This is a genomic window from Pseudomonas salmasensis (assembly GCF_014268375.2).
Lineage (GTDB): Bacteria > Pseudomonadota > Gammaproteobacteria > Pseudomonadales > Pseudomonadaceae > Aquipseudomonas > Aquipseudomonas salmasensis.
In genome coordinates, this window is record NZ_CP077083.1 from 6,223,642 (window position 1) to 6,245,825 (window position 22,184).

Genomic DNA, 22,184 nt, shown 5'->3' on the forward strand with positions numbered 1-22,184 from the left:
GCCTCAGGGAGGCCCGTTCGTTACCTAAGTTTCCAAAGAATGATTCCAACTGCCATCCAGATAAGGGCAGTGAAAGCCATCGTGATATTGATGATAAGACGACGTTTCAGGTAGGGCGGAAACTTTTCAAGATCGGCGGGGCTTACATCTCCCAAAATGATATAAGCCTTCGGCCAAACCACCATTCCAGCAATTTTCGACATTTCCAATAGGGACCAAATCAAGCCTCGTTTCCCAAGACTAGGCCCCCAAAGATAAATGTAGCGGCTATTTTTCAACGCATCCTTAATGGCATCCAAGTGGCGGCGGCTCAGGTACAAGCTGTATGCAAGACTCGACGCCGCAAGCAGCATCGGACCACCTGAAATAATCCAGAAGGCCAGCCAGGACTTCCAAAACTCTTCTGCTGTCATGGCAAAGTTTGCTCGTACAAAATTTCTCCACCTATTTCTCCCCCCAAACCGCCGTAAGTTGTACCGACCCATGCGCCAGCGCCCACTATGGCTGCGACACAGATAACACCACCTACCCCCCCTGTAGCAACACCAATCCCCAGACAAATCGGACCACTGGCAGTACCCGCCGCCCACCCACCCAAACCACCAAAGAACGTGGAACCAGCGAACTTCCCCGCTTCCGTAAACTTGATCCTCCTGCAAGCCTCCCCGGACTCGCCATTACACACCTGCTCAATAGCCAGCAATGAAGACACCCCACCAAGGCCTATCCCGATATAACCACCTGCCTTCATATACTTCGTGGCACGGCTGACCGCTTCCACATGCGCGGCATACCCCGGAATCTGCCCCGGCCCACCCGCCTTGTCCCAGTGATGCACCAAGCTGCGGCTGGAGATACCCAGGGCCGTTTTCAACTTGGGATGATCGCCCAGGGTGGTCTGCCCGCGCAGGCGGGTGGAGTTGAGCAGATGAGCATCCAACTGATTCATCAACCGTTGGCGATCAGCGAAGAACTGCGGTGACCGAAGGTGCCCGTGCTGCCGATAGCTGTCCTGATGCAGGCGCTCCATAGCCTGCAGCGTTTCGCGCAGATTGCTCAGGTGCTTTTCCATCACCACTGCGCTGACGCCGAGCCAGGTTGAGGTTTGGCCGATGAAACCGGCGATCTCTGCACCATGGCGATACAGAAAGTCGGCCTCGTCCGGCGTCAGCTCATCCAGTGATGCGCTGACATGTTGTGCAGCCTGCATCAACTGAGCTTCTTCATACGTGCAGGAGGTGTTTTTCGGATCGCTGAGCACGATCATCGAACCAGCTTTGACGTGGCCTGTGTTGGGATTCAGCGATTGAAACTTGCGCATTACAGCCGGGTCGAGCGTCGGAAAAAGTGTGGCTTCCAGCGCCTCGCGGCTCATGCTTTTGGGCACGATGTAAAAACCTGGTTCTTCGCCTATTAGCGCTCTAAATGCGGCAAATGCGGATTGGGGCGACTCACTTGGCGAGGTGGAGGTGCGTTGAGAGGACGCTGCCCAGTGGGCTACTGGCTGGACCGGCTCAGCGGCCAGTCTGTTGGCGCTTACGACCGAGCCACCTCTGCCGTGGTACTCGCCGAATAACGCCAAAGGAATCAGCTCGGCTTTACAGGGACAGCCGCTGTAACTATCCACCGTACCGGCAACAAGCCGGCCATTGCTCTCCATGAAGGAAATGCCGCCGATGATCTTGTACGTTCGCCCATCCTTGCCGCAGGTAACTGGGTCACCTTCGCAGGCACGAAGACGGCCATTCATGTGGGTTGTTTGATCTACGCCCAGCACTTCCCCGCCGCAACTGGTTTTGTCACCTTGACAAATGAAATGACCTACGCTCATTTTTTCGCCTCTTATCCATGTTTTTTTAGCCGTGCTTTCCTGCTCGTCTCGATAAGAAAACTGACGCGTAACGCCTTCCGAGGTAAACGAGCAAGAGCAAGTCAGTGGCAGTCAAAACCTTGAAGAGGCATATCCCCACCGTAAAGTCAGACGTTTCCCTAAATCCTGTACTCCCTCGGCCGTTCTCAGCCCTTCACTCAAAATCGCACTCCCCTTTGGTGATTTTCATAATCAGCCGCCCAGGTGCCATTGCTAGTATCCAGACACCGCCCAGAACAATAAGGAAAACCCCATGCCGTACTTCCCCGGTGTCGAGAAGGTGCGCTTCGAAGGCCCTGCCAGCACCTCTGCCCTCGCGTTTCGTCACTACGACGCCAACAAGCTGATCCTCGGCAAGCCCATGCGTGAGCACCTGCGCATGGCGGCCTGTTACTGGCATACCTTTGTGTGGCCGGGGGCGGATATGTTTGGGATGGGGACGTTCAAACGTCCGTGGCAGCGCAGTGGCGATCCGATGGAGGTGGCCATCGGCAAGGCCGAGGCGGCGTTTGAGTTTTTTTCCAAGCTGGGCATCGACTACTACAGTTTTCACGACACCGATGTGGCACCCGAAGGCAGCTCGCTAAAAGAGTACCGCAACCACTTTGCGCAGATGGTCGACCACCTTGAGCGCCATCAGGAACAGACCGGCATCAAGCTGTTGTGGGGCACCGCCAATTGCTTCAGCAACCCGCGTTTTGCCGCCGGGGCTGCGAGCAACCCTGACCCAGAGGTGTTCGCCTTCGCCGCCGCCCAGGTGTTCAGCGCGATGAATGCCACGCTGCGGCTCAAGGGCGCCAACTATGTGCTGTGGGGTGGCCGTGAAGGGTATGAGACCTTGCTCAACACCGACCTCAAGCGCGAGCGCGAACAGCTCGGGCGCTTTATGCGCATGGTGGTGGAGCACAAGCACAAGATCGGCTTTACAGGTGACCTGTTGATCGAGCCCAAGCCCCAGGAACCGACCAAACACCAATACGATTACGACAGCGCCACCGTGTTCGGCTTCCTGCATGAGTACGGCCTGGAACACGAGATCAAAGTGAACATCGAGGCCAACCACGCGACGCTGGCCGGGCACAGTTTTCATCATGAGATCGCCACCGCCGTGTCGCTGGGGATCTTCGGCAGCATCGACGCCAACCGCGGCGACCCGCAGAACGGTTGGGACACCGACCAGTTCCCCAACAGCGTCGAGGAAATGACCCTGGCCACCTATGAAATCCTCAAGGCCGGCGGGTTCAAGAACGGCGGCTATAACTTCGATTCCAAGGTGCGCCGCCAGAGCCTGGACGAGGTGGACCTGTTCCACGGCCACGTCGCCGCCATGGATGTGCTGGCCCTGGCGTTGGAGCGTGCGGCGGCGATGGTGCAGGACGACCGCTTGCAGCAATTCAAGGACCAGCGTTATGCCGGGTGGAGCCAGCCATTGGGCCAGGCGGTGCTGGCCGGTGAGTTCAGCCTCGAGTCATTGGCTGAACATGCCTTTGCCAACGCGCTGGACCCCCAGGCGGTGAGTGGCCGCCAGGAGATGCTTGAGGGCGTTGTGAATCGGTTTATCTATCGGTGACATTTGCACGACAAATCTCTGCACAGAGCGTCGAGTGACGCTCTACAGTTCAACCCGCACCACCCTGTGTCTTTCCAACAACAATAAAAGGACGCACCACCATGAAGTCATTCAAACCTGCCCTGCTCGCCGCAGCCCTGGCGCTGCTCGCCCTGCCGGTGATGGCCGATCCTGCACACCCGAAAATCGGTTTTTCCATCGACGACCTGCGCCTGGAGCGCTGGTCCCGCGACCGTGATTACTTTGTTGCCGCCGCAGAAAAGCTCGACGCCAAGGTGTTTGTGCAGTCTGCCGATGCCAACGAACAGAAGCAGATTGCCCAGATCGAAAACCTCATCTCCCGTGGCGTCGATGTAATCGTGATCGTGCCGTTCAACGCCACGGTGCTGACCAACGCGGTGGCCGAAGCCAAGAAGGCCGGGATCAAGGTAGTGTCCTATGATCGCCTGATCCTCAATGCCGACATCGACGCCTACATTTCCTTCGATAATGAAAAAGTCGGCGAGATGCAGGCCAGCGGCGTGTTGCAAGCGGCGCCCAAGGGCAATTACTTCCTGCTGGGCGGTGCGCCAACCGACAACAATGCCAAGGTGCTGCGCGAAGGTCAGATGAAGGTGCTGCAACCGGCCATCGACAAGGGCGATATCAAGATCGTCGGCCAGCAATGGGTCAAGGAATGGAACCCCACCGAAGCCTTGAGCATTGTCGAAAACGCCCTGACCCGTAACGACAACAAGATTGATGCCATCGTTGCCTCCAACGACGCCACCGCCGGCGGTGCGATCCAGGCCCTGGCCGCGCAGAAGCTGGCGGGCAAGGTGCCAATCTCCGGCCAGGACGCTGACCTGGCGGCGATCAAGCGCGTGATCGATGGCACCCAGACCATGACCGTGTACAAGCCGCTCAAGCTGATCGCCACCGAAGCGGCCAAGCTTTCGGTACAGCTGGCACGCAGTGAAAAGCCTACCTATAGCTCGCAATACGACAATGGCAGCAAGAAGGTCGACACCATCCTGCTTACGCCGACGCCGTTGACCAAGGCCAACATCGATGTGTTGGAGAAAGACGGCTTCTATACCAAAGAGCAGATCGGCCTGTAGGTGCTGGCAGGCAGCCCGTGTCGCCTGGGTTTTTTTCGCGAGCGAGCTCGCTCCTACACTGACGGTGTTTCGTCGGCCTTTTGTGTGAGCCATTGCCATGTCGCATTACCTGCTGCAAATGAACGGCATCGTCAAAAGTTTTGGCGGTGTCAACGCGCTCAACGGTATCGATATCAAGGTCAAACCTGGGGAGTGTGTGGGCCTGTGCGGTGAGAACGGTGCGGGTAAATCCACCTTGATGAAGGTGCTCTCGGCGGTGTACCCGCACGGCACCTGGGAGGGGGAAATCCTCTGGGATGGGCAGCCGCTCAAGGCCCAGTCCATCCGCGAAACCGAGGCCGCCGGCATTGTCATCATTCATCAGGAACTGACCCTGGTGCCCGACCTGTCGGTGGCCGAGAACATTTTCATGGGCCACGAACTGACCCTGCCCGGTGGGCGCATGAACTACCCGGCGATGCTGCACCGCGCCGAAGCCTTGATGCGTGAACTCAAGGTGCCAGACATGAACGTGGCGCTGCCGGTGTCGCAGTATGGCGGCGGCTACCAGCAACTGGTGGAGATCGCCAAGGCCCTGAACAAACAGGCGCGCCTGTTGATTCTTGACGAGCCCTCCTCGGCCCTCACCCGTGGTGAAATCGAGGTGCTGCTGGACATCATCAAGGGCCTCAAGGCCAAGGGCGTGGCCTGCGTGTACATCTCGCACAAGCTCGATGAAGTGGCGGCGGTGTGCGACACCATCGCCGTGATTCGCGACGGCAAGCACATCGCGACCACTGCCATGGCAGACATGGACATCCCGCAGATCATCACGCAGATGGTCGGCCGCGAAATGAGCAACCTCTACCCCACCGAGCCCCGTGACGTGGGCGAGGTGATCTTCGAGGCGCGTCACGTCACCTGCTACGACGTCGATAACCCCAAGCGCAAGCGCGTCGACGATATCTCCTTCGTGCTCAGGCGCGGCGAAATCCTCGGCATCGCCGGCTTGGTGGGCGCCGGGCGCACGGAGTTGGTGTCGGCTTTGTTCGGCGCGTACCCCGGGCGCTACAGCGCCGAGGTGTGGCTGCACGGCCAGGTGATCGACACGCGCACGCCGCTCAAGTCGATCCGCGCGGGGCTGTGCATGGTGCCCGAAGACCGCAAGCGCCAAGGCATTATCCCCGACCTGGGCGTGGGCCAGAACATCACCTTGGCGGTGCTCGACACCTACGCGCACCTGACCCGCATCAACGCCGAAGCCGAACTGGGCAGCATCGACCAGCAGATCAGCCGCATGCACCTCAAGACCGCCAGCCCATCGCTGCCGATCACCAGCCTCTCAGGCGGCAACCAGCAAAAGGCCGTGCTGGCGAAAATGCTGATGGCCAAGCCCAAGGTGCTGATCCTCGACGAACCCACACGCGGCGTGGACGTGGGCGCCAAGTACGAAATCTACAAACTGATGGGCGCACTGGCGGCCGAAGGCGTGTCGATCATCATGGTCTCCTCGGAACTGGCCGAAGTGCTCGGCGTGTCCAACCGCGTGCTGGTGATTGGCGACGGCCAGTTGCGCGGGGATTTCATCAATGACGGGCTCACTCAGGAACAGGTGCTCGCCGCCGCGCTCAGCCAAAACAATAACAATCGGAAGACCGCGTAGATGAACCAGGTTAAACACCTTTTTACCCGCTACAAGATGCTCGCGCTGGTGATCGCCGTGGCGTTCATCTGGCTGTTTTTCAGTTGGCAGACCGAGGGTGGTTTTCTCACCCCGCGCAACCTCTCCAACCTGCTGCGGCAGATGTCGATCACCGGGATATTGGCGTGCGGCATGGTGCTGGTGATCATCAGCGGCGAGATCGACTTGTCGGTGGGCTCGCTGCTCGGATTACTGGGCGGGCTGGCGGCGATTCTGGATGTGGTCTATCACGTGCCGCTATTGGCCAACCTGAGCCTGGTGGCGCTGTGCGGCTTGATGATCGGCCTGGCCAACGGCTACATGACCGCTTACCTGCGCATCCCCTCGTTTATTGTAGGCCTGGGCGGAATGTTGGCGTTTCGCGGGATTCTGCTGGGGATCACCGGCGGCACCACCATCGCGCCGGTGTCGCCGTCGCTGGTGTATGTGGGCCAGGGGTATTTGCCCCACTGCGTCGGTATCGGGCTTGGGGTGTTGCTGTTTGCCCTGACGCTGTTCCTCACCTGGAAACAACGGCGTAACCGTGCGTTGCATGGCCTGGCTGCGCACTCACTGCTGCGCGATGCGCTGCGGGTGGTGCTGATTGGCGCGGTGCTCGCAGGCTTTGTCACCACCCTCAACCGCTACGACGGCATCCCGGTGCCGGTGCTGCTGTTGCTGGCGCTGCTGGGGGTGTTCAGCTATGTCACGCACCAGACCGTGTTCGGCCGCCGGGTGTATGCGGTGGGCAGCAATATGGAGGCCACGCGGCTGTCGGGCATCAATGTGCAAGCGGTGAAACTGTGGATCTTCGGCATCATGGGGGTGATGTGTGCGCTGGCTGGCCTGGTCAACACCGCGAGGCTGGCGGCGGGTTCGCCGTCGGCGGGCAACATGGGCGAACTTGACGCCATCGCCGCGTGCTTTATTGGCGGCACTTCGATGCGCGGTGGGTCGGGCACGGTGTATGGCGCGTTGTTGGGGGCGTTGGTAATTACCAGTTTGGATAACGGCATGTCGATGCTGGATGTGGACAGCTACTGGCAGATGATCGTCAAGGGCAGCATTTTGGTGCTGGCGGTGTGGGTGGATGTGAGCACGCGCTCGGGCAGGCGATAAGTTATCCGCCAGAGCACCACTGATCACCCTGTGGGAGCGGGCTTGCCTGCGATGGCGGTGGGTCAGTTACCTCTTTACTGCTGACAGACCGCCATCGCAGGCAAGCCAGCTCCCACGTTGATCGTATTGCACGCTTGGGTTAGTGGCATTTGGTCATGGTTTGTAAAGGGCCAGCAAGGCGTGTCCCTTTAAATTGCAGGACGTTTCCTAGACAATCCTTGCCGCCTTGTGCCTGCTGGAATCGGTGGCTAGTCTGCGGTCCGTCACTGCCAAATCAGTGATCGGGTTTAGTCGCCCGGTTTGAGAACAGGCGCATGCTCCCATGAAGCTTTATGGTGGCTGTGCGCAGGGCGCCTTCGGGCGCGCCGGGTTCCTGTTCTGTCCGGTCGACTAACCTGCGTACAGCCGCCACCTTCGTTTAGTCGCGAAAAGTGTCAGCTCCTTGATATCAGACAGGAACTACACCATGAATAAAGTACTACCCGACCCACCCATCGATCCCGCAAAAGACCGCGCCGCTTTCAACCGCGCTATCGACCACTACCTGCCTACCCAAGGCTTCCATTGCGTCAACGAAGACCTGAGTTTCGAAGACGCCCTGCTCTACACCGCCAGCCTGCTCGACAGTGCTTCTGCCACGGCACTCGATTGCGGTGAGCTGCTGCAAAGCCCTGAACGGGCGAAGATCCTGGCGGTGTGGCATCTGCTGGAAATTGCAAAAACCACGGTAGATCGCTCCATCGAGTGCCTGACCGGCACCAAAGCCACCGCCTGACTGTAGGAGCGAGCTTGCTCGCGAAAAACTCACAGGCGCTGCGTTTATTCAGGAAGCACGCGTTATCGTTGAGGTTTTTCGCGACCAAGCTCGCTCCTACAATGGGTGGGGGAACAGCCCCCGTAAGCCTCATTTTTCCCTCGGGTTATTGCGGATAAAAACTAAAAGTCCATAATGGACAAATTAGTTTATCCGGAGAACCCCATGCCCACGACGCCCCTCGTTATCGACCAAGCCCAGGCCCGCATCCTGCTGGCTCAAGTCGACGTGCCCTTGATCCTGCGCAAGCTGTTTCGCGACCTCGCCGCCGGGCAAGCGGTGCAGCCGGCGCAACAGCTGGTGGCGTTTCCCCAAGGCGCCGGGGATTTCATCAACTACCTGGGCGTACTGGCCGAAGACGGGGTGTACGGGGTCAAGACTTCGCCCTACATCGTGCGCGAGCAAGGCCCGTTGGTGACGGCCTGGACCCTGTTGATGTCGATGCGCAGCGGCCAGCCGTTGCTGTTGTGCGATGCCGCTGAATTGACCACCGCTCGCACCGCCGCCACCACGGCGTTGGCGGTGGATGCGCTGGCCCCGGCGGCGGCGCAACGTTTGGCGATCATCGGCAGCGGCAAGGTCGCCCAGGCGCACCTGCGTTATGTGCAGAACCTGCGCGACTGGCAGCAGATCCGCCTGTATTCCCCCAGCCTGGGCAGCGCCAGCGTCGAAACGCGTACGCAGTGGGCCTGCCTGGACCCGCGCCTGACCCTCGCCGCCACCTGCGAGGCCGCCCTGGAAGACGCGGATGTGATCCTGCTGTGCACCTCGTCCGCCGGCCCGGTCATCGACCCGTCACGCTTGAGCAAACCCGCGCTGATCACCTCCATCAGCACCAACGCACCGCGTGCCCATGAAGTGCCGCCGCAATCCCTTAACCAAATGCACGTGTTCTGCGACTATCGCCAGACCACTCCAGATTCGGCCGGTGAGATGCTGATCGCCAGCGAACAGTACGGCTGGGATAAACGCACAATCATTGGCGACCTGCCCGAGTTGTTCAGCGACATGGCCCAACGCCCGGCCTACGATCGCCACGTCTTTTTCCGCTCCATCGGCCTGGGCCTGGAAGACATCGCCCTGGCCAATGCCCTCTACAAACTGTAGGAGCGAGCTTGCTCGCGAAGACCTCACAGGCACTGCGTTTACACAGGATGGGCGCGTTATCGTTAACGTTTTTCGCGAGCAAGCTCGCTCCTACAATGCTTATTTCAGGAGTTCTTCATGAGCCACGCAGACTTCATCATTATCGGCGGCGGCATTGCCGGTGCGTCCACCGGGTTCTGGTTGTCGCAGCACGGCAAGGTGTTGGTGCTGGAACGTGAAAACCACCCGGCCTATCACTCCACCGGGCGTTCGGCGGCGCTCTACACCGCCGCATACGGCACCCCGCAAGTGCGCGCGCTGACCTTGGCCAGCCGGGCCTTCTTCGACCAGCCACCCGCAGGTTTCTGCGAACACCCACTGCTGACGCCCCGAGGCGAAATGACCGTGGATTTCAACGGTGACCCGGCCGAACTCGACAGCCAGTACCTCAGCGCCAAGGCCACCGTAGAGCAGGTGCAGCGACTGACGGCCGACGAAGCCTGTGCACGCTTGCCGATCCTGCGCCGTGAAAAAGTCCACGGGGCTATCTACGACCCCACCGCTTGCGACATCGACACCGACGCCCTGCATCAGGGCTACCTGCGCGGTATCCGCCGCAACCAGGGCGACGTGCGCACCGACAGCCATGTGCTGGGCTTGAGCCGCGACGCCGACGGCCTGTGGCAGGTGCGCACCCAGGATGCGAGCTTCACTGCGCCGGTCATCATCAACGCCGCCGGCGCCTGGGCCGACCATATCGGCGGGCTGGCGGGCGCGGCGTCCATCGGCTTGCAGCCCAAGCGCCGCTCGGCCTTTATCTTCGCCGGCCCCGAGGGCATGGACAGCCACGACTGGCCAATGCTGGTGGCCCTCGACGAAGCGTTCTACATGAAACCCGATGCTGGCATGTTCCTCGGCTCACCGGCCAACGCCGACCCGGTAGAACCCCAGGACGTGCAACCCGAAGAGCTGGACATCGCCATGGGCATCTACCAGATCGAGGAAGCCACCACCCTGACCATCCGCCGCCCGACGCGCACCTGGGCGGGCTTGCGCAGTTTTGTGCAGGACGGTGATTTGCTGTCGGGCTTTGACCCGCAAGTACCGGGGCTGTTCTGGGTGGCGGCGCAAGGTGGCTACGGCATCCAGACCTCACCCGCCATGGGCCAGGCAAGCGCGGCCCTGGTGCGCGGCGAACCGCTGCCCGAGGCACTGACGCGGTTCGGCCTGGACGCTGGTATGCTCTCCCCGGTCCGCCTGGAGCCCCATTGATGAACACTGCTGAACAAGACAAGGTCATGCAGAACTTCCGCGCGATTGCCGATGCAATCGCCACGCTGTTCTTTCCCCATGCAGAAGTGGTGCTGCACGACCTGCGCACGCAAACCGTGGATTACATCGCCAATAACCTGTCCAAGCGCAGCCTGGGTGACGACTCGTCCCTGGAGGACATGCTCGACGGTGACGTCAGCGAGGTGAATATCGGCCCTTACGAAAAGCTCAACTGGGATGGCCAGAAAATCCGCAGCCTGAGCACCGTGCTGCACGACCACAACGGCCGCCGGCTGGCTGTGTTGTGCATCAACCTGAATATTTCAATCTTCGAAACGGCCAAGGCGGCGCTGGATTTATTCCTGTCGCCAAGCAAGCTGATTGCACAGCCGGACGCGCTGTTCCGTGATGACTGGCAGGAGCGTATCAACACCTTTCTGCATGCCTGGCTGCGCGAGCGGCAGTTGAGCCTGAACCTGTTGACCCGCGACCACAAACGCGAATTGGTGCTGGCGCTGCATGCCGAAGGCGCCTTCAAGGGCAAGAGCGCCTCCAACTATGTGGCCAATGTGCTGGGCATGGGGCGAGCGACGGTCTACAAGCATTTGAAGGAATTGAAGGCATGATCCGTTGTAGGAGCGAGCTTGCTCGCGAAGAACTTTAACGATAACGCGTGCATTCTGGGTAAACGCGGTGCCTGAGAGTTCTTCGCGAGCAAGCTCGCTCCTACAAAAGTTCGATCCGATGGGATCAGTCGCCGTAGATATCGGCCTTGAAGTACTGCTGTGAAATCTTCTGGTATTCACCGCTGGCGCGAATGCCGTCGATGGCCGCGTTCAGTTCGCTGACCAACTCGCCATTGCCCTTGCGCACTGCAATACCGGCGCCCTCGCCCACGTATTTCGGGTCCTTGAGCTCTGGGCCGACAAAGGCATAACCCTGCCCGCGCGGCATCGACAGGAAATCGCTCAGCGGGATGGTGTCAGCAAAGATCGCATCCAGGCGCCCCGCTGCCAGGTCCATGTAGATTTCTTCGTTATTGCTGTAACGCTTGACGTTGATGCCCTTGGGCTCAAACACCTCGGTGGCATACCGGTCGGTAGTGGTGGCGCGCTGTACGCCGACGTTCTTGCCCTTGAGGCTGGCGTACTGATCATCCACCACGGCGCCGTCCTTCATCACCAGCCGCGAAGAAGTGAAATAGTACTTGTGGGTGAAATCCACCGACTTCTTGCGGTCTTCGTTGATGGTCATGGACGACAAGGCCATGTCGATCTTCTTGACCTTGAGGGACGGAATCAGCCCGTCGAACTCACCTTCAATCCATACACACTTGACCTTCATTTGCGCGCACAGGGCGTTGCCGATGTCGTAGTCGAAACCGACGATCTTGCCGTCGCCGGTCTTGGAGGCGAACGGTGGGTAAGCCGCCTCGATACCAATACGCAAGGTTTTCTCGGCGGCCAGCAGATGGCTGGAGGCGAAGAGGCTCAGGGCCAAGGCGGGAAGGAGGTGGCGTTTCTTCATGAGCGGGTTCTCGCAAGTTGTTGTTGGTTTGGCAAGAGTGAAGAAAAACGTGCAGCGGCTTTTTTGTACTTATAATTCCATACTGGACTTTTATGTGTTTAGCCGTCAACAGGCAAAAAAAATGTGGGAGGGCTTGAGCCCTTCCCACATCAGATCCTGCAGCACAGCTTAAACCTTACTTGGACACCGGCATCGCAAACTCCGCGCCCTGCTCGATACTCTCCGACCAGCGCTGCATGATCGACTTCTGCTTGGTGTAGAAGCGCACACCCTCGGTGCCGTAGGCATGCATGTCACCGAACAGGCTCTTCTTCCAGCCACCAAAACCGTGCCAGGCCATCGGCACCGGGATCGGCACGTTGATACCGACCATGCCCACTTCGATGCGCCGCGCAAACTCACGGGCAATGTTGCCATCGCGGGTGAAGCAACTGACGCCGTTGCCGAACTCGTGGTCGTTGACCAGCTTCACCGCCTCGGCAAAATCGTTCACCCGTACACAGGCCAGCACCGGGCCGAAGATTTCTTCGCGGTAGATGCTCATGTCCTGGGTCACGTGGTCGAACAAGGTCGCGCCCAACCAGAAGCCATTTTCTAAGCCCGGCTCGGTAGGCACGTAGTCACGGCCATCGAGCAGCAACTGCGCGCCGGCGTGTACACCCTGTTCGATATAGCCACTGATGCGTTCCAGCGCGGCCCGCGACACGATCGGGCCCATCTCGGCTTTCAAATCGCGACCATCGGTGATGCGCAACGTCTTGGCCCGCTCGGTCAAGGCGGCGATGACTTTGTCACCCACATCACCCACCAGCACCGCCACGGAGATCGCCATGCAGCGCTCGCCGGCACTGCCGTAGGCGGCGCCCATCAGCGCGTCAACGGTGCGCTCGATATCGGCGTCGGGCATCACCACCATATGGTTTTTCGCCCCGCCCAGGCCCTGCACGCGCTTGCCGTTGCGGGCGCCGCTCTCGTAGATGTATTGGGCAATTGGCGTGGAACCCACGAAGCTCACGGCCTTGACGTCCGGGTGTTCGATCAGCGCGTCCACCGACTCTTTATCACCCTGCACCACGTTGAACACGCCTTTGGGCAGGCCGGCTTCACGCAGCAACTCGGCCATGAACAGCGAAGCGCTCGGGTCGGTAGGGCTGGGCTTGAGAATAAAAGTGTTACCCGCCGCAATGGCGATGGGGTACATCCACATCGGTACCATCACCGGGAAGTTGAACGGCGTCACGCCGGCGACCACACCCAGCGGCTGGCGCATCGTCCAGTTATCCATGCCACGGGAGACCTGGTCGGAGTGTTCGCCCTTGAGCAGGTTGGGAATGCCGCAGGCAAATTCGAGGATGTCGATGCCACGGTCGACTTCGCCCTGGGCATCGGTGAACACCTTGCCGTGCTCGGCAACGATGATGCGCGCCAGGTCGTCCTTGCGTTCGCGCAGCAGGTGCAGGTATTGGAACAACACGCGGGCGCGACGGATCGGCGGGGTGTCGGCCCAGCCGGCAAACGCGGCCTGGGCAGCGGCGACGGCTTCGGCCACGGTCTGGCGGCTGGCCAGGGCCACGCGCGCGGTGACTTCACCAGTGGCCGGGTTGTAGACGTCCTGATAACGGTCATCGCGGCTGACGCGCTGGTCGTTGATGTAGTGCTCGATGGTTGCAGTCATGGCAGTCGATCCAGGTGGGTAGCGTTGGTTCACACGATAGGCTTTCGCTTTGTTCCGAACCAGAGCAGAATCCTGAACTTATTGTCCTTATAGGCGAACAATGCACCCATGGAAAAGGCTGAGATCGAAGGGCTGTGGACCCACATTCACTGGCTGTCAGTGCTGGAGGAACAAGGCACCTACACCGCCGCCGCCGCGCGCCTGGGGGTGAGTAAATCGGCGGTGAGCCAGCGCATTTCCGACCTGGAAAAGGCCACCGGCACGCGCCTGGTGACGCGCACCACGCGCAGCGTGCGGCTGACCGATGCGGGGCTGTCATTGACTCGCGAAGTGCGCAGCGCCTACGCGCAGATCGCCCGCAGTTTTTCCTCAGTGCGCGACTCGGCCGGGGAAATACGCGGGCTGGTGCGCCTGACCGCTCCCGTGGCCTTCGCCCGGCAACAACTGGTGCCGCACCTGTCCGGCTTTTTGCAGCAGTACCCCCAGGTGCGTATCCAACTGGACGTCTCCGATGCCTTGAGCTCACTGGCCGCCGAGGGTTACGACCTGGCGGTGCGCCACGGCTTCCAGGTGCCCGAAACCCACGTGGCGTGGAAGCTGTGCGACACCACCTCAGTGCTGGTCGCCACCCATGATTACCTGCAACGCCACGGCAAACCCCGCGAGCCGGGCGAGCTGTCGGCGCACAACTGCCTGTTTTACCCACGCGGCACCGACCAGCCCGCCTGGACCTTCGAACGCGGCAGCCACCCCGTCGAGCGCCTCACCGTGCCCATCGCCGGCAGCTTCGCCACCAACAACAGCGAAGCCTTGCGCGACGCCGCACTCAACCACCTGGGCATCGCCCTGCTCCCAGACTTCAGCGCCCAGGCGGCGCTGAACGCGGGCAAAGTGGTGCAGGTCTTGAAGGACTGGACACTCAAAGGCGCGTTTGCCGATGAGATCTATCTGATACGGCCCTACTCGCCCCATGTGCCCAAGTCGGTGAGTGCGTTGGTCAACTACCTGAAAGACAAGCTCTCGGGTGGGTTCCGCTAGGCGCCAGGGTTAAAAATCCACCGTCGCCGACAGTTGCAAGGTGCGCGGATAGCCCGGCGAGAAGGCGCCGTAAGACGCCACGCCCGACCAGTACTCGCGGTCAAACAGGTTCTGCACGGTGGCGCGCAACGTGGTGGGCCGCTCTTCTATCTTGGTCGCGTAGCGTACGCCGGCATCAATGCGCGTCCAGGCATCCAGCTCCTGGGTGTTGGCCTGGTTGATGTATTGGCTGTCGGTGTAGATCGCCCCACCGGTGAGGGTAAAACCTTCCAGCCACGGGGTGTCGTACTCGGCCCACAGGTTGGCCTGGATATCGGGCACGCCGACCGGCTTGTTACCTCGGTTGGCGGCGGTCGCCGACTGGGTCAGCTCGCCATCGAGCAAGGTCACGCCGCCCATCAAGCGCGTGCCAGGAGCCACTTCGCCGTATACGCTCAGCTCGACGCCACGGTTGCGCTGCTCGGCCTGCACGGAGTACACACCGTTGGCGCCCAATTCGCCGCTGGGCTTCTCGATCTGGAACAACGCCAGGGTGGTCATGAGGGTGCCGTGTTCATACTTCACGCCCAGTTCGTGCTGCTTGGATTCATAAGGCGCGAAGGTTTCACCGGCATTGCTGGCCGTGCCCGGCGCGATATCGCCTTTGCTCAACCCCTCGACATAGTTGTAGTAGAGCGACACGTCATCCCAGGGCTTGACCACCACGCCCACCAAAGGCGTGGTTGCAGCATCCTTGTAGCGCGAACTCACCAAACCCGCGGCGTTGTAGTTACGCGATTCGATGTCCTGGCGCCGCACGCCCAGGGTCAACTGGATGCGCTCATCGAGAAAGCCCAGAGTGTCGGTGAGCGCCACGCCGGACAGCTCCGATTCGGAGATGCGCAGCACTTTCGGCGCCCGCAGGTTTTGCTTGGGCGTGTCCACCGGGTGGTAAATGTTGGAGCGGATTTCGGTGCCGTTGTTGATGCCGCGAGACAGCTCATCCTGGTAACGGGTCGCCATCAGCGTGGTGGTGTGGGTGATCGGGCCGGTGGCGAACTGCGCACGCAGGCCCACATCGGCGGTGGACCGGTCGACGTTGAACTTGTAGTAACCCGGAATATTACTGGTGTCGCCAGCATCATTGAGGATGCGCGGCACCTGGTCCGACAGGCGCTTGACATCCGACCGCCCACCGCCGGCATGGGCGAACACGGTGAGCGAATCGCTGAGGTCATATTCACCGCCGAGCAAGGCCGACTGCTCCTTGGTGTCCGACCAGCCCCACTTCTGCGGCAGGCTGGTGCGGCCATTGGGGGCCGAAGGCACCTGCACGCCCGGCGCCAGGGTGAACGGGCGCGAGGCGCCTTCAAAACTTTCTTTCTGGCTGATGTAGTCCAGGTTCAGGCGCAGGCGCTCGCCGCGATAATCCAGGGCAATGGCGCCCACCCCCACGTCGCGATGCTGATCGTCCACGGCGGTGTCGCCCCCTTGCAGGCTGCCGTTGAAGCGCACACCAAACTGGTTTTCCTCACCGAAACGGCGGCTGATATCCAGGTGGCCGCCAACTTGAGTATCGGAGGCGTAACTGCCGGTAAAGCGGGTGAGGTCCTGGTCCAGCGGGCGCTTGGGCACGATATTGATCACCCCGCCCACGCCGCTGTTGGGCGAGATGCCGTACATCAACGCCCCCGGCCCCTTGAGCACTTCGACGCGCTCGGCGTACTCGGTGAATGCGCGGTAGTTGGGGGCCACGCCATACACGCCGTCATAGGCCAACTCGCCCAGGTTGCCCTCGCCAATCGCAAAACCACGCACGAAAAACGAGTCGACAATACCGCCAGTCTGCCCGGTAGAACGCACCGAGGGGTCGCGCTCCAGGGCATCGGCCACGGTCACCGTCTGCAGGTCGGCGAGGGTCTTGGCGGTGTAGCTGGTCACGCTGAACGGCGTGTCCATCACGTCCTTGTTGCCCAGCATGCCCAGGCGCGCGCCACGGGCCACCTGGCCGCCAGCGAGCACCTCGGGCAGGTCGGTGGGGCCCAGATAGCGGGCGTTGACGTTCGTCGCGTCAAGGGTCAGGCTTTGCGCGCTGTCGTCGGCTGACTCGGCGGTGGCGGCCCAGGCGTTGCCACTGGCAGCAGCCAGTAACAGGGCGGTACGAATAGCGAGGGTTAACCGGCTGGCAACAGGCATGACGTCAGGGCCCTTTGATCAAGTGAAGTGAGAGTTACGCTTGATGCCAGTCGACGCGTGAAAAAGTATCACCCCTGCCGCGACTTTTTTTGTATAGCGAGACTGCTCCATGCCACCCACCCGCGTCCTGATTGCTCTGCTGTTCACGATCCAGCTTGTGTCCATGGGCGCCATGGAAATGAGCGGGCCGTTCTGGCCGGTGCATTTACGCCAACTGACCGACTCCGACACGCTGTTCAGTTTCGCCAGCATCGCCGTGTACGTGGGGCCGATGCTCGGCATTCTGTTGACCAGCGCGTTCTGGGGCCGTATCGGCGATCGCTACGGCCACAAGCTGATGATGATTCGCGCACTGGCGGGCCTGACCCTGACGCAACTGGGGCTGGCGCTGTTCAGCGACCTCTGGGCGATCCTGGTGCTGCGTTTTCTGCAAGGTGCCTGTGCCGGCTACATCGCCCCGGCCCAGGCGTATGGCGTGAGTATCGAGGTGCCGTCACGGCGCGCGCGGCTGTTTGCGCTGCTGCAGATTTCCACCAATGTCGGCTCGCTGCTCGGCGCCGTGGTCGGCGGCTTGATCCTCGACCATGCGACGTTCTTCTGGATCAACCTCAGCGCCGCGGCGCTCTGTGCGGTGTGCACGGTGATTGCAGCGCTGACCTTGCCGGATGTGCCACCGGTGAAGAAAACCACAACCCCGTCAACGGGCGGCGCCTGGCAGGCCTCGGCCCTGTTGCCGCTGCTGATGGTGATGGGCATTCTGCTGCTGGCGCGGATGCTGCCGCAGACCTCGTTCGCGCTGTATGTGAGTACGACGTTCACCGTCAGCAACGCCCTGGTCGGCCTGTGCTACGGCTTGCTGGCCCTGGGTTTTATCCTGTCGGCCACTGCCTGGGCGCGCCACTTCGAAGGGCGCAGCCAGGCGGACAGCTTGCGCCGCCTCACCTGGGTAGTGGCCGGCTGCATCGCGCTCACCGCCCTCGCCGGCCTCACCCGCAACCCGCTGGTGTTTGTGGTCGCTTATTTTGTCTGGGGCGTCTTGCTGGGCGCGACCACACCGGTACTGATGGCGCTGGTTTCAAAAACCGCCGACAGCGCGCAGCAAGGCCATGTACTGGGGATCGCCCAAGGCACCGCGCAATTTGCCTCGATTGTGGGCATCTGCGCCGGCGGCCTGCTCAGCCAGGTCTATGGCTTGGCGTACACCTACCTGTTTGTGTGTGTGGCCTATGCCATGGCGCTGATTGCGATTCTCGCGTTGCGCAACCGACGGGTTTGCACTTAGCATTGGGAATACTTCTCAATTGCACGGTTGCGCGCCATGAGCGAAAGCCTTCCCGCCGATAACACCCCTCACCTGCGCGCAATCGAGGCGCTGTACAGCGGCCATCACAGCTGGCTGTACGCCACACTCAAACGCAAACTCGGCAATGCCATGGATGCGGCAGACCTGGCCCAGGACACCTTCACCCGTATCCTGGCCTCACAAGTCACCGTGATCGACCAGCCACGCGCCTACCTGAGCTGCGTGGCCAAGGGCATTCTGGTCAACTGGTACCAGCGCAAGGCCCTGGAACGTGCCTACCTCGAAGCACTCGCCAGCGTGCCAGCCCACGAGGTGCCGTCGCCGGAAGCGCACTTTATGGTGCTGGAGACCCTGCACGAAATCGACGCGATGCTCGACGCCCTGCCGCCGCTGGTCAAGCGTGCGTTCCTGCTGTCGCAGCTCAACGGCCTCAAATACCAGGACATCGCCGAGCAGTTGGGCGTGTCACTGATTACCGTCAAGCGCTACATGAAACAGGCACTCGTCCAGTGCCTGATGCGGGTGGAATAAGTGCTCAGCCTGGGCAAGGAACCACCGCTGCCCACCGACGCCCTGGAAGAAGCCGCCGAGTGGCTGATGCGCCTGAGCGAGAACGAACTGAGCGCCAGCGAACGCGCCGAGTGGGAGCGCTGGAAGGTCAGCAGCCCCGAGCGTCGCCGGGCCTGGGCGCGCGCGCAATTGCTGCAAAGCAAGCTCGGTGGCCTGCCGCCGTCCCTGGCGATGTCGGCGCTGGACCGCCCGAGCAACCCGCAACGCCGCGAAGCCCTTGGCAAACTGGCCTTGTTGCTGGCGGTAATGCCGGTGGGCTGGGGCAGTTGGAAGCTGGCGCAGTCCCAGCAATGGAGCGCCGATTACCGCACCCGCATCGGCGAGCGCCGCGAACTGACCCTGGCCGACGGCTCGCGCCTGACCCTCAACACCGAGACCGCCATCGACGTGCAGTTCGACAACCAGCAGCGCCTGGTGAGCCTGCGCGAAGGCGAACTGCTGGTGCAGACCGCACAGGATGCATCCCGCCCGTTTCTGGTCAGCACCCGCCAGGGCCATATGCAGGCCTTGGGCACACGTTTTACCGTACGCGAACGGGGCGCGCGCACGCATCTGGCGGTGCTTGAGGGCGCGGTCAACGTGATGCTGGCCGACAATAGCCAGAGCGCACCCTTGATCGTCAACGCCGGGCAACGCACGGATTTTTCTGCGCAACAGTTCGGCACGCTCACCCTCGCCGACCGCCATGTGAGTGCCTGGACCCAAGGCATGCTGATGGCCGACAACATGCGCCTGGCAGACTTTGTCGCGGAACTGACCCGCTATCGGCGTGGCTTCGTGCGCTATGACCCGGCCCTTGCCAACCTGCGTATTTCCGGGGCCTTCCCCATCGCCGATACCCAGCGCACCTTGAACATGCTGGTGCAGACCTACCCGGTGCGCGCCAGCGGCCATTTGAATGGCTATTGGGTCAGCCTGTCGCCGGCTTGAGGCGGCGCAAAAAAAAAACGCGGCGCGGCTGATACTTTTTTCGCGCTCGGCTGGCAAACACTCAAACCCCTTTTCCCTTTCGTCCATAGGGCTGCCCTCCATGCTTGTGATTCGCAGCGCGCTGCTCAGCCTGGCCCTGGCCGGTGCCGCCCTGGCGGACGTGCCGGCGCAATGGGACAGAGTGACGGTGCGCGCCTACCACATCGACCCCGGCCCGCTCGGCGCCACGCTGTCGAGCTTTGCCGTGGACGCCGGTATTGCGCTGTCATTTCTCCCGGCACTCACCGAGGGCCTGACCAGCCCGGGATTATCCGGCCGTTACTCGCCCCAGGAAGCCGTCACGCGGCTGTTGGCCGGCAGTGGCCTGGACATGGTGCAGCGCAGCGACGGCAGTTACACCCTGGTGCCGGGCCAAGTCACGCTCTCGGACATCACCGTCAGCGCCACCGCGCCACGCGCCAGCGACCTGCCACCGCTGTATGCCGGCGGCCAGGTAGCTACCGGCGCACGCCTGGGCATGCTGGGCAATACCGACGTGATGGATGCGCCGTTCAGTGTCAGCGCCTACACCGCCGCGCTGATCCAGGACCAGCAGGCAACCACCGTGGGCAATGTGCTGGAGCGTGATTCCTCGGTGCGCTCCACCGGGCAGACGGGCGGGATTGTCGACTCGTTCTTCATCCGCGGCTTTCCGGTGGGTGAAGGCAACCTGGGAGAACTGGCGTTCGACGGCGTGTACGGCGTGGCCTCCAACTACCGGGTATTTACCGACTACGCCGAGCGTATCGAAGTGGTCAAAGGCCCCGGTGCGCTGCTGTACGGCATGTCGCCCAACAGCGCGGTAGGCGGTGTGATCAACGTGGTGCCCAAGCGCTCCCTGGATGAAGACCTGACCCGCTACACCGCCAGCTACACCCAGGACGCGCAGGTCGGCAACCACCTCGATATCAGCCGACGCTTTGGCGACGAGCGCCGCTTCGGCGTACGCCTCAACGGTAGCCTGCAGAACGGTGACACGGTGATCGACCAGCAGTCGCGCGATGTCGGCATTGGCGCACTGTCCCTGGACTACCAGGGCGAACGCCTGCGCACCAGCCTCGACCTGATCTCCCAGCAGGAGCAACTCGACGCGGCCTCGCGCCCCTTCCTGATTGCTTCCGGCGTCGACGTCCCTTCCGCCGCCAACGGCCGCACCAACGTCAGCCAGGACTGGGGCTGGTCGCGCACGCGAGATAAATCCGCCCTGCTCAGCGGCGAATACGACCTCACCGACGCCGTCACGCTGTTCGCCCATGCCGGGGGCGGCAGCTCGGCAGTGGCGCGTATGTCCGACCAGACGCCGACCGTCATCAACGCTGCCGGCGACACGTCGTCAGTCCCCGGTTATTACCGTTTCAACGTGCAGCGCTACACGGTCGACGCCGGTGCGCGGCTGCGCTTTGAGACCGGGCCCATCAGCCACAGCAGCACCGTGCAGGTCAGCCGTTATCGCGACGAGCTGTCGCGGGGGATTATTTCCGGGGCCCCGGTGCTGTCCAATCTCTACCATCCGGTGGACCGGCCAAAGCCTGCGATCGCCAAACCCGCCACGCCGAAAGTCTCAGCCAGCGAACTGTCCGGCGTGGCCATCGCCGATACGTTGTCGGTGCTCGACCAGCGCGTGCAAGTTACCGTCGGCCTGCGCCAACAGCGTATCCAGTCCAGCAACTACAACAGCGCCGGCGTGGCTACCAGCACCTACGACGACGCCAAGGTCACGCCGCTGTTCGGCGCGGTGCTCAAGCCCTGGGAGCATGTGGCGTTCTACTACAACTACCTCGAAGGCCTGAGCAAGGGTGACGTGGCGCCTTCCAACGCGGCGAACGCCGGTGAGGTATTTGCACCTTACGTGTCTAAACAGCATGAGGTCGGGGTCAAAGTCGACTACGGTACCTTTATGTCCACCCTGGCGCTGTTCCAGATCCACAAGCCTAGCGGCGAGTTGGCCGCCGGGCGCTTCTCGGTACAGGGCGAACAGCGCAACCGTGGCCTGGAGTTCAATGTGTTGGGCGAAGTCGCCCACGGCACGCGCCTGCTCGGTGGCGTGACCCTGCTGGATGCCCAACTGACCAAAACAGCCATTGCCACCAACAGCGGCAACACACCGGTGGGCGTGCCCGACGTGCAAGCCAACCTGTGGGCCGAATGGGACATCTCGTGGGTCGAGGGCCTGACGCTCACCACAGGGGCGATCTATACCGCCAGCCAGTACGTCAACCAGGCCAACACCCAACAGCTCGATGCGTGGACCCGCTTCGACATCGGCGCACGCTACAGCACGCGTATCGCCGACCGCCCGACCATTTTGCGCGCCACGGTGCAAAACCTGTTCGACCGTGAGTACTGGTCGGGCGTCGCCTCCTACGGCGCGTTTTCCCAAGGCTCGCCGCGCACCCTCCTCCTCTCGGCCACGGTCGATTTCTGACACCTGCAAGG

The 22,184-nt window shown here is 61.7% G+C and carries 18 protein-coding genes; 13 read left to right on the forward strand and 5 right to left on the reverse strand.

All coding sequences use genetic code 11. From position 1 onward, the window contains the following. Nucleotides 1-20: 20 nt before the first annotated feature. Nucleotides 21-413 (reverse strand): hypothetical protein, encoded by a 393-nt coding sequence (locus HU731_RS27880; protein ID WP_186609622.1) that lies wholly within the window; start codon nt 411-413, stop codon nt 21-23. After that, nucleotides 410-1,831 carry a PAAR domain-containing protein gene (locus tag HU731_RS27885; protein ID WP_217894828.1) on the reverse strand — a complete coding sequence of 474 codons (1,422 nt, stop codon included), beginning with the start codon at nt 1,829-1,831 and terminating at the stop codon, nt 410-412. Before HU731_RS27885 ends, HU731_RS27880 begins: the two co-directional genes overlap by 4 nt. Before the next feature lie 292 nt (nt 1,832-2,123). Here HU731_RS27885 and xylA point away from each other — a divergent pair, with 292 nt between their 5' ends. The 8 genes from xylA to HU731_RS27925 all read left to right on the forward strand — a co-directional run bounded on the left by xylA (nt 2,124) and on the right by HU731_RS27925 (nt 11,117). After that, entirely contained in the window at nt 2,124-3,440 is a 1,317-nt protein-coding gene (xylA, locus tag HU731_RS27890) for a xylose isomerase (protein ID WP_014718060.1), read from the forward strand. Between the two features lie 101 nt (nt 3,441-3,541). Beyond that, nucleotides 3,542-4,540 carry a D-xylose ABC transporter substrate-binding protein gene (gene xylF / locus HU731_RS27895; RefSeq protein WP_125969846.1) on the forward strand — a complete coding sequence of 333 codons (999 nt, stop codon included), beginning with the start codon at nt 3,542-3,544 and terminating at the stop codon, nt 4,538-4,540. 97 nt (nt 4,541-4,637) lie between these two features. Further along, nucleotides 4,638-6,182 (forward strand): D-xylose ABC transporter ATP-binding protein, encoded by a 1,545-nt coding sequence (gene xylG, locus HU731_RS27900; protein ID WP_186606347.1) that lies wholly within the window; start codon nt 4,638-4,640, stop codon nt 6,180-6,182. Continuing rightward, nucleotides 6,183-7,319: a sugar ABC transporter permease gene (locus HU731_RS27905; protein WP_186606346.1), complete on the forward strand. Its 1,137-nt coding sequence runs from the start codon at nt 6,183-6,185 to the stop codon at nt 7,317-7,319. A 466-nt stretch (nt 7,320-7,785) separates the two neighbouring features. Then, nucleotides 7,786-8,094, forward strand: a complete 309-nt coding sequence (locus HU731_RS27910; protein WP_003190524.1) for a DUF6124 family protein — start codon at nt 7,786-7,788, stop codon at nt 8,092-8,094. Nucleotides 8,095-8,298: 204 nt separating this feature from the next. Then, a complete protein-coding gene (locus HU731_RS27915; RefSeq protein WP_186606345.1) occupies nt 8,299-9,240 on the forward strand; it encodes an ornithine cyclodeaminase family protein in 942 nt (313 codons plus the stop codon). Between the two features lie 117 nt (nt 9,241-9,357). Then, a complete protein-coding gene (locus HU731_RS27920) occupies nt 9,358-10,491 on the forward strand; it encodes an NAD(P)/FAD-dependent oxidoreductase (protein ID WP_186606344.1) in 1,134 nt (377 codons plus the stop codon). Beyond that, complete coding sequence (locus HU731_RS27925) at nt 10,491-11,117, forward strand: helix-turn-helix transcriptional regulator (RefSeq protein WP_186606343.1); 627 nt, start codon at nt 10,491-10,493, stop codon at nt 11,115-11,117. Before HU731_RS27920 ends, HU731_RS27925 begins: the two co-directional genes overlap by 1 nt. A gap of 124 nt (nt 11,118-11,241) precedes the next feature. Here the strand turns inward: HU731_RS27925 and HU731_RS27930 are convergent, their stop codons facing one another. Further along, nucleotides 11,242-12,018, reverse strand: coding sequence for an L-arginine-binding protein AotJ (locus tag HU731_RS27930; protein ID WP_014718054.1), 777 nt, complete (start codon nt 12,016-12,018; stop codon nt 11,242-11,244). 175 nt (nt 12,019-12,193) lie between these two features. Next, complete coding sequence (locus HU731_RS27935) at nt 12,194-13,693, reverse strand: CoA-acylating methylmalonate-semialdehyde dehydrogenase (protein WP_186606342.1); 1,500 nt, start codon at nt 13,691-13,693, stop codon at nt 12,194-12,196. Between the two features lie 108 nt (nt 13,694-13,801). Between HU731_RS27935 and HU731_RS27940 the strand changes: the two genes are divergently transcribed. Then, complete coding sequence (locus tag HU731_RS27940) at nt 13,802-14,731, forward strand: LysR family transcriptional regulator (RefSeq protein ID WP_186606341.1); 930 nt, start codon at nt 13,802-13,804, stop codon at nt 14,729-14,731. A gap of 9 nt (nt 14,732-14,740) precedes the next feature. Here the strand turns inward: HU731_RS27940 and HU731_RS27945 are convergent, their stop codons facing one another. Continuing rightward, nucleotides 14,741-16,906 carry a TonB-dependent receptor gene (locus HU731_RS27945; RefSeq protein ID WP_186606340.1) on the reverse strand — a complete coding sequence of 722 codons (2,166 nt, stop codon included), beginning with the start codon at nt 16,904-16,906 and terminating at the stop codon, nt 14,741-14,743. A gap of 109 nt (nt 16,907-17,015) precedes the next feature. On the opposite strand from HU731_RS27945, the gene HU731_RS27950 reads away from it, so the two are divergent. The 4 genes from HU731_RS27950 to HU731_RS27965 all read left to right on the forward strand — a co-directional run bounded on the left by HU731_RS27950 (nt 17,016) and on the right by HU731_RS27965 (nt 22,173). After that, on the forward strand, nt 17,016-18,188 hold the full coding sequence (locus HU731_RS27950) for an MFS transporter (protein WP_186606339.1): 1,173 nt from the start codon (nt 17,016-17,018) through the stop codon (nt 18,186-18,188). Between the two features lie 36 nt (nt 18,189-18,224). After that, on the forward strand, nt 18,225-18,740 hold the full coding sequence (locus HU731_RS27955; RefSeq protein WP_186606338.1) for a sigma-70 family RNA polymerase sigma factor: 516 nt from the start codon (nt 18,225-18,227) through the stop codon (nt 18,738-18,740). Beyond that, nucleotides 18,741-19,709 carry a FecR domain-containing protein gene (locus HU731_RS27960; RefSeq protein ID WP_186606337.1) on the forward strand — a complete coding sequence of 323 codons (969 nt, stop codon included), beginning with the start codon at nt 18,741-18,743 and terminating at the stop codon, nt 19,707-19,709. It abuts the gene before it with no gap. Between the two features lie 100 nt (nt 19,710-19,809). Then, nucleotides 19,810-22,173 (forward strand): TonB-dependent receptor, encoded by a 2,364-nt coding sequence (locus HU731_RS27965; RefSeq protein ID WP_186606336.1) that lies wholly within the window; start codon nt 19,810-19,812, stop codon nt 22,171-22,173. Nucleotides 22,174-22,184 lie beyond the last annotated feature (11 nt).

Bases quoted from the DNA above. Each gene is read 5' to 3' on its own strand.
- HU731_RS27880 (WP_186609622.1), bottom strand. From the start codon at position 413: ATGACAGCAGAAGAGTTTTGGAAGTCCTGGCTGGCCTTCTGGATTATT.
- HU731_RS27885 (WP_217894828.1), bottom strand. From the start codon at position 1,831: ATGAGCGTAGGTCATTTCATTTGTCAAGGTGACAAAACCAGTTGCGGC.
- xylA (WP_014718060.1), top strand. From the start codon at position 2,124: ATGCCGTACTTCCCCGGTGTCGAGAAGGTGCGCTTCGAAGGCCCTGCC.
- xylF (WP_125969846.1), top strand. From the start codon at position 3,542: ATGAAGTCATTCAAACCTGCCCTGCTCGCCGCAGCCCTGGCGCTGCTC.
- xylG (WP_186606347.1), top strand. From the start codon at position 4,638: ATGTCGCATTACCTGCTGCAAATGAACGGCATCGTCAAAAGTTTTGGC.
- HU731_RS27905 (WP_186606346.1), top strand. From the start codon at position 6,183: ATGAACCAGGTTAAACACCTTTTTACCCGCTACAAGATGCTCGCGCTG.
- HU731_RS27910 (WP_003190524.1), top strand. From the start codon at position 7,786: ATGAATAAAGTACTACCCGACCCACCCATCGATCCCGCAAAAGACCGC.
- HU731_RS27915 (WP_186606345.1), top strand. From the start codon at position 8,299: ATGCCCACGACGCCCCTCGTTATCGACCAAGCCCAGGCCCGCATCCTG.
- HU731_RS27920 (WP_186606344.1), top strand. From the start codon at position 9,358: ATGAGCCACGCAGACTTCATCATTATCGGCGGCGGCATTGCCGGTGCG.
- HU731_RS27925 (WP_186606343.1), top strand. From the start codon at position 10,491: ATGAACACTGCTGAACAAGACAAGGTCATGCAGAACTTCCGCGCGATT.
- HU731_RS27930 (WP_014718054.1), bottom strand. From the start codon at position 12,018: ATGAAGAAACGCCACCTCCTTCCCGCCTTGGCCCTGAGCCTCTTCGCC.
- HU731_RS27935 (WP_186606342.1), bottom strand. From the start codon at position 13,693: ATGACTGCAACCATCGAGCACTACATCAACGACCAGCGCGTCAGCCGC.
- HU731_RS27940 (WP_186606341.1), top strand. From the start codon at position 13,802: ATGGAAAAGGCTGAGATCGAAGGGCTGTGGACCCACATTCACTGGCTG.
- HU731_RS27945 (WP_186606340.1), bottom strand. From the start codon at position 16,906: ATGCCTGTTGCCAGCCGGTTAACCCTCGCTATTCGTACCGCCCTGTTA.
- HU731_RS27950 (WP_186606339.1), top strand. From the start codon at position 17,016: ATGCCACCCACCCGCGTCCTGATTGCTCTGCTGTTCACGATCCAGCTT.
- HU731_RS27955 (WP_186606338.1), top strand. From the start codon at position 18,225: ATGAGCGAAAGCCTTCCCGCCGATAACACCCCTCACCTGCGCGCAATC.
- HU731_RS27965 (WP_186606336.1), top strand. From the start codon at position 19,810: ATGCTTGTGATTCGCAGCGCGCTGCTCAGCCTGGCCCTGGCCGGTGCC.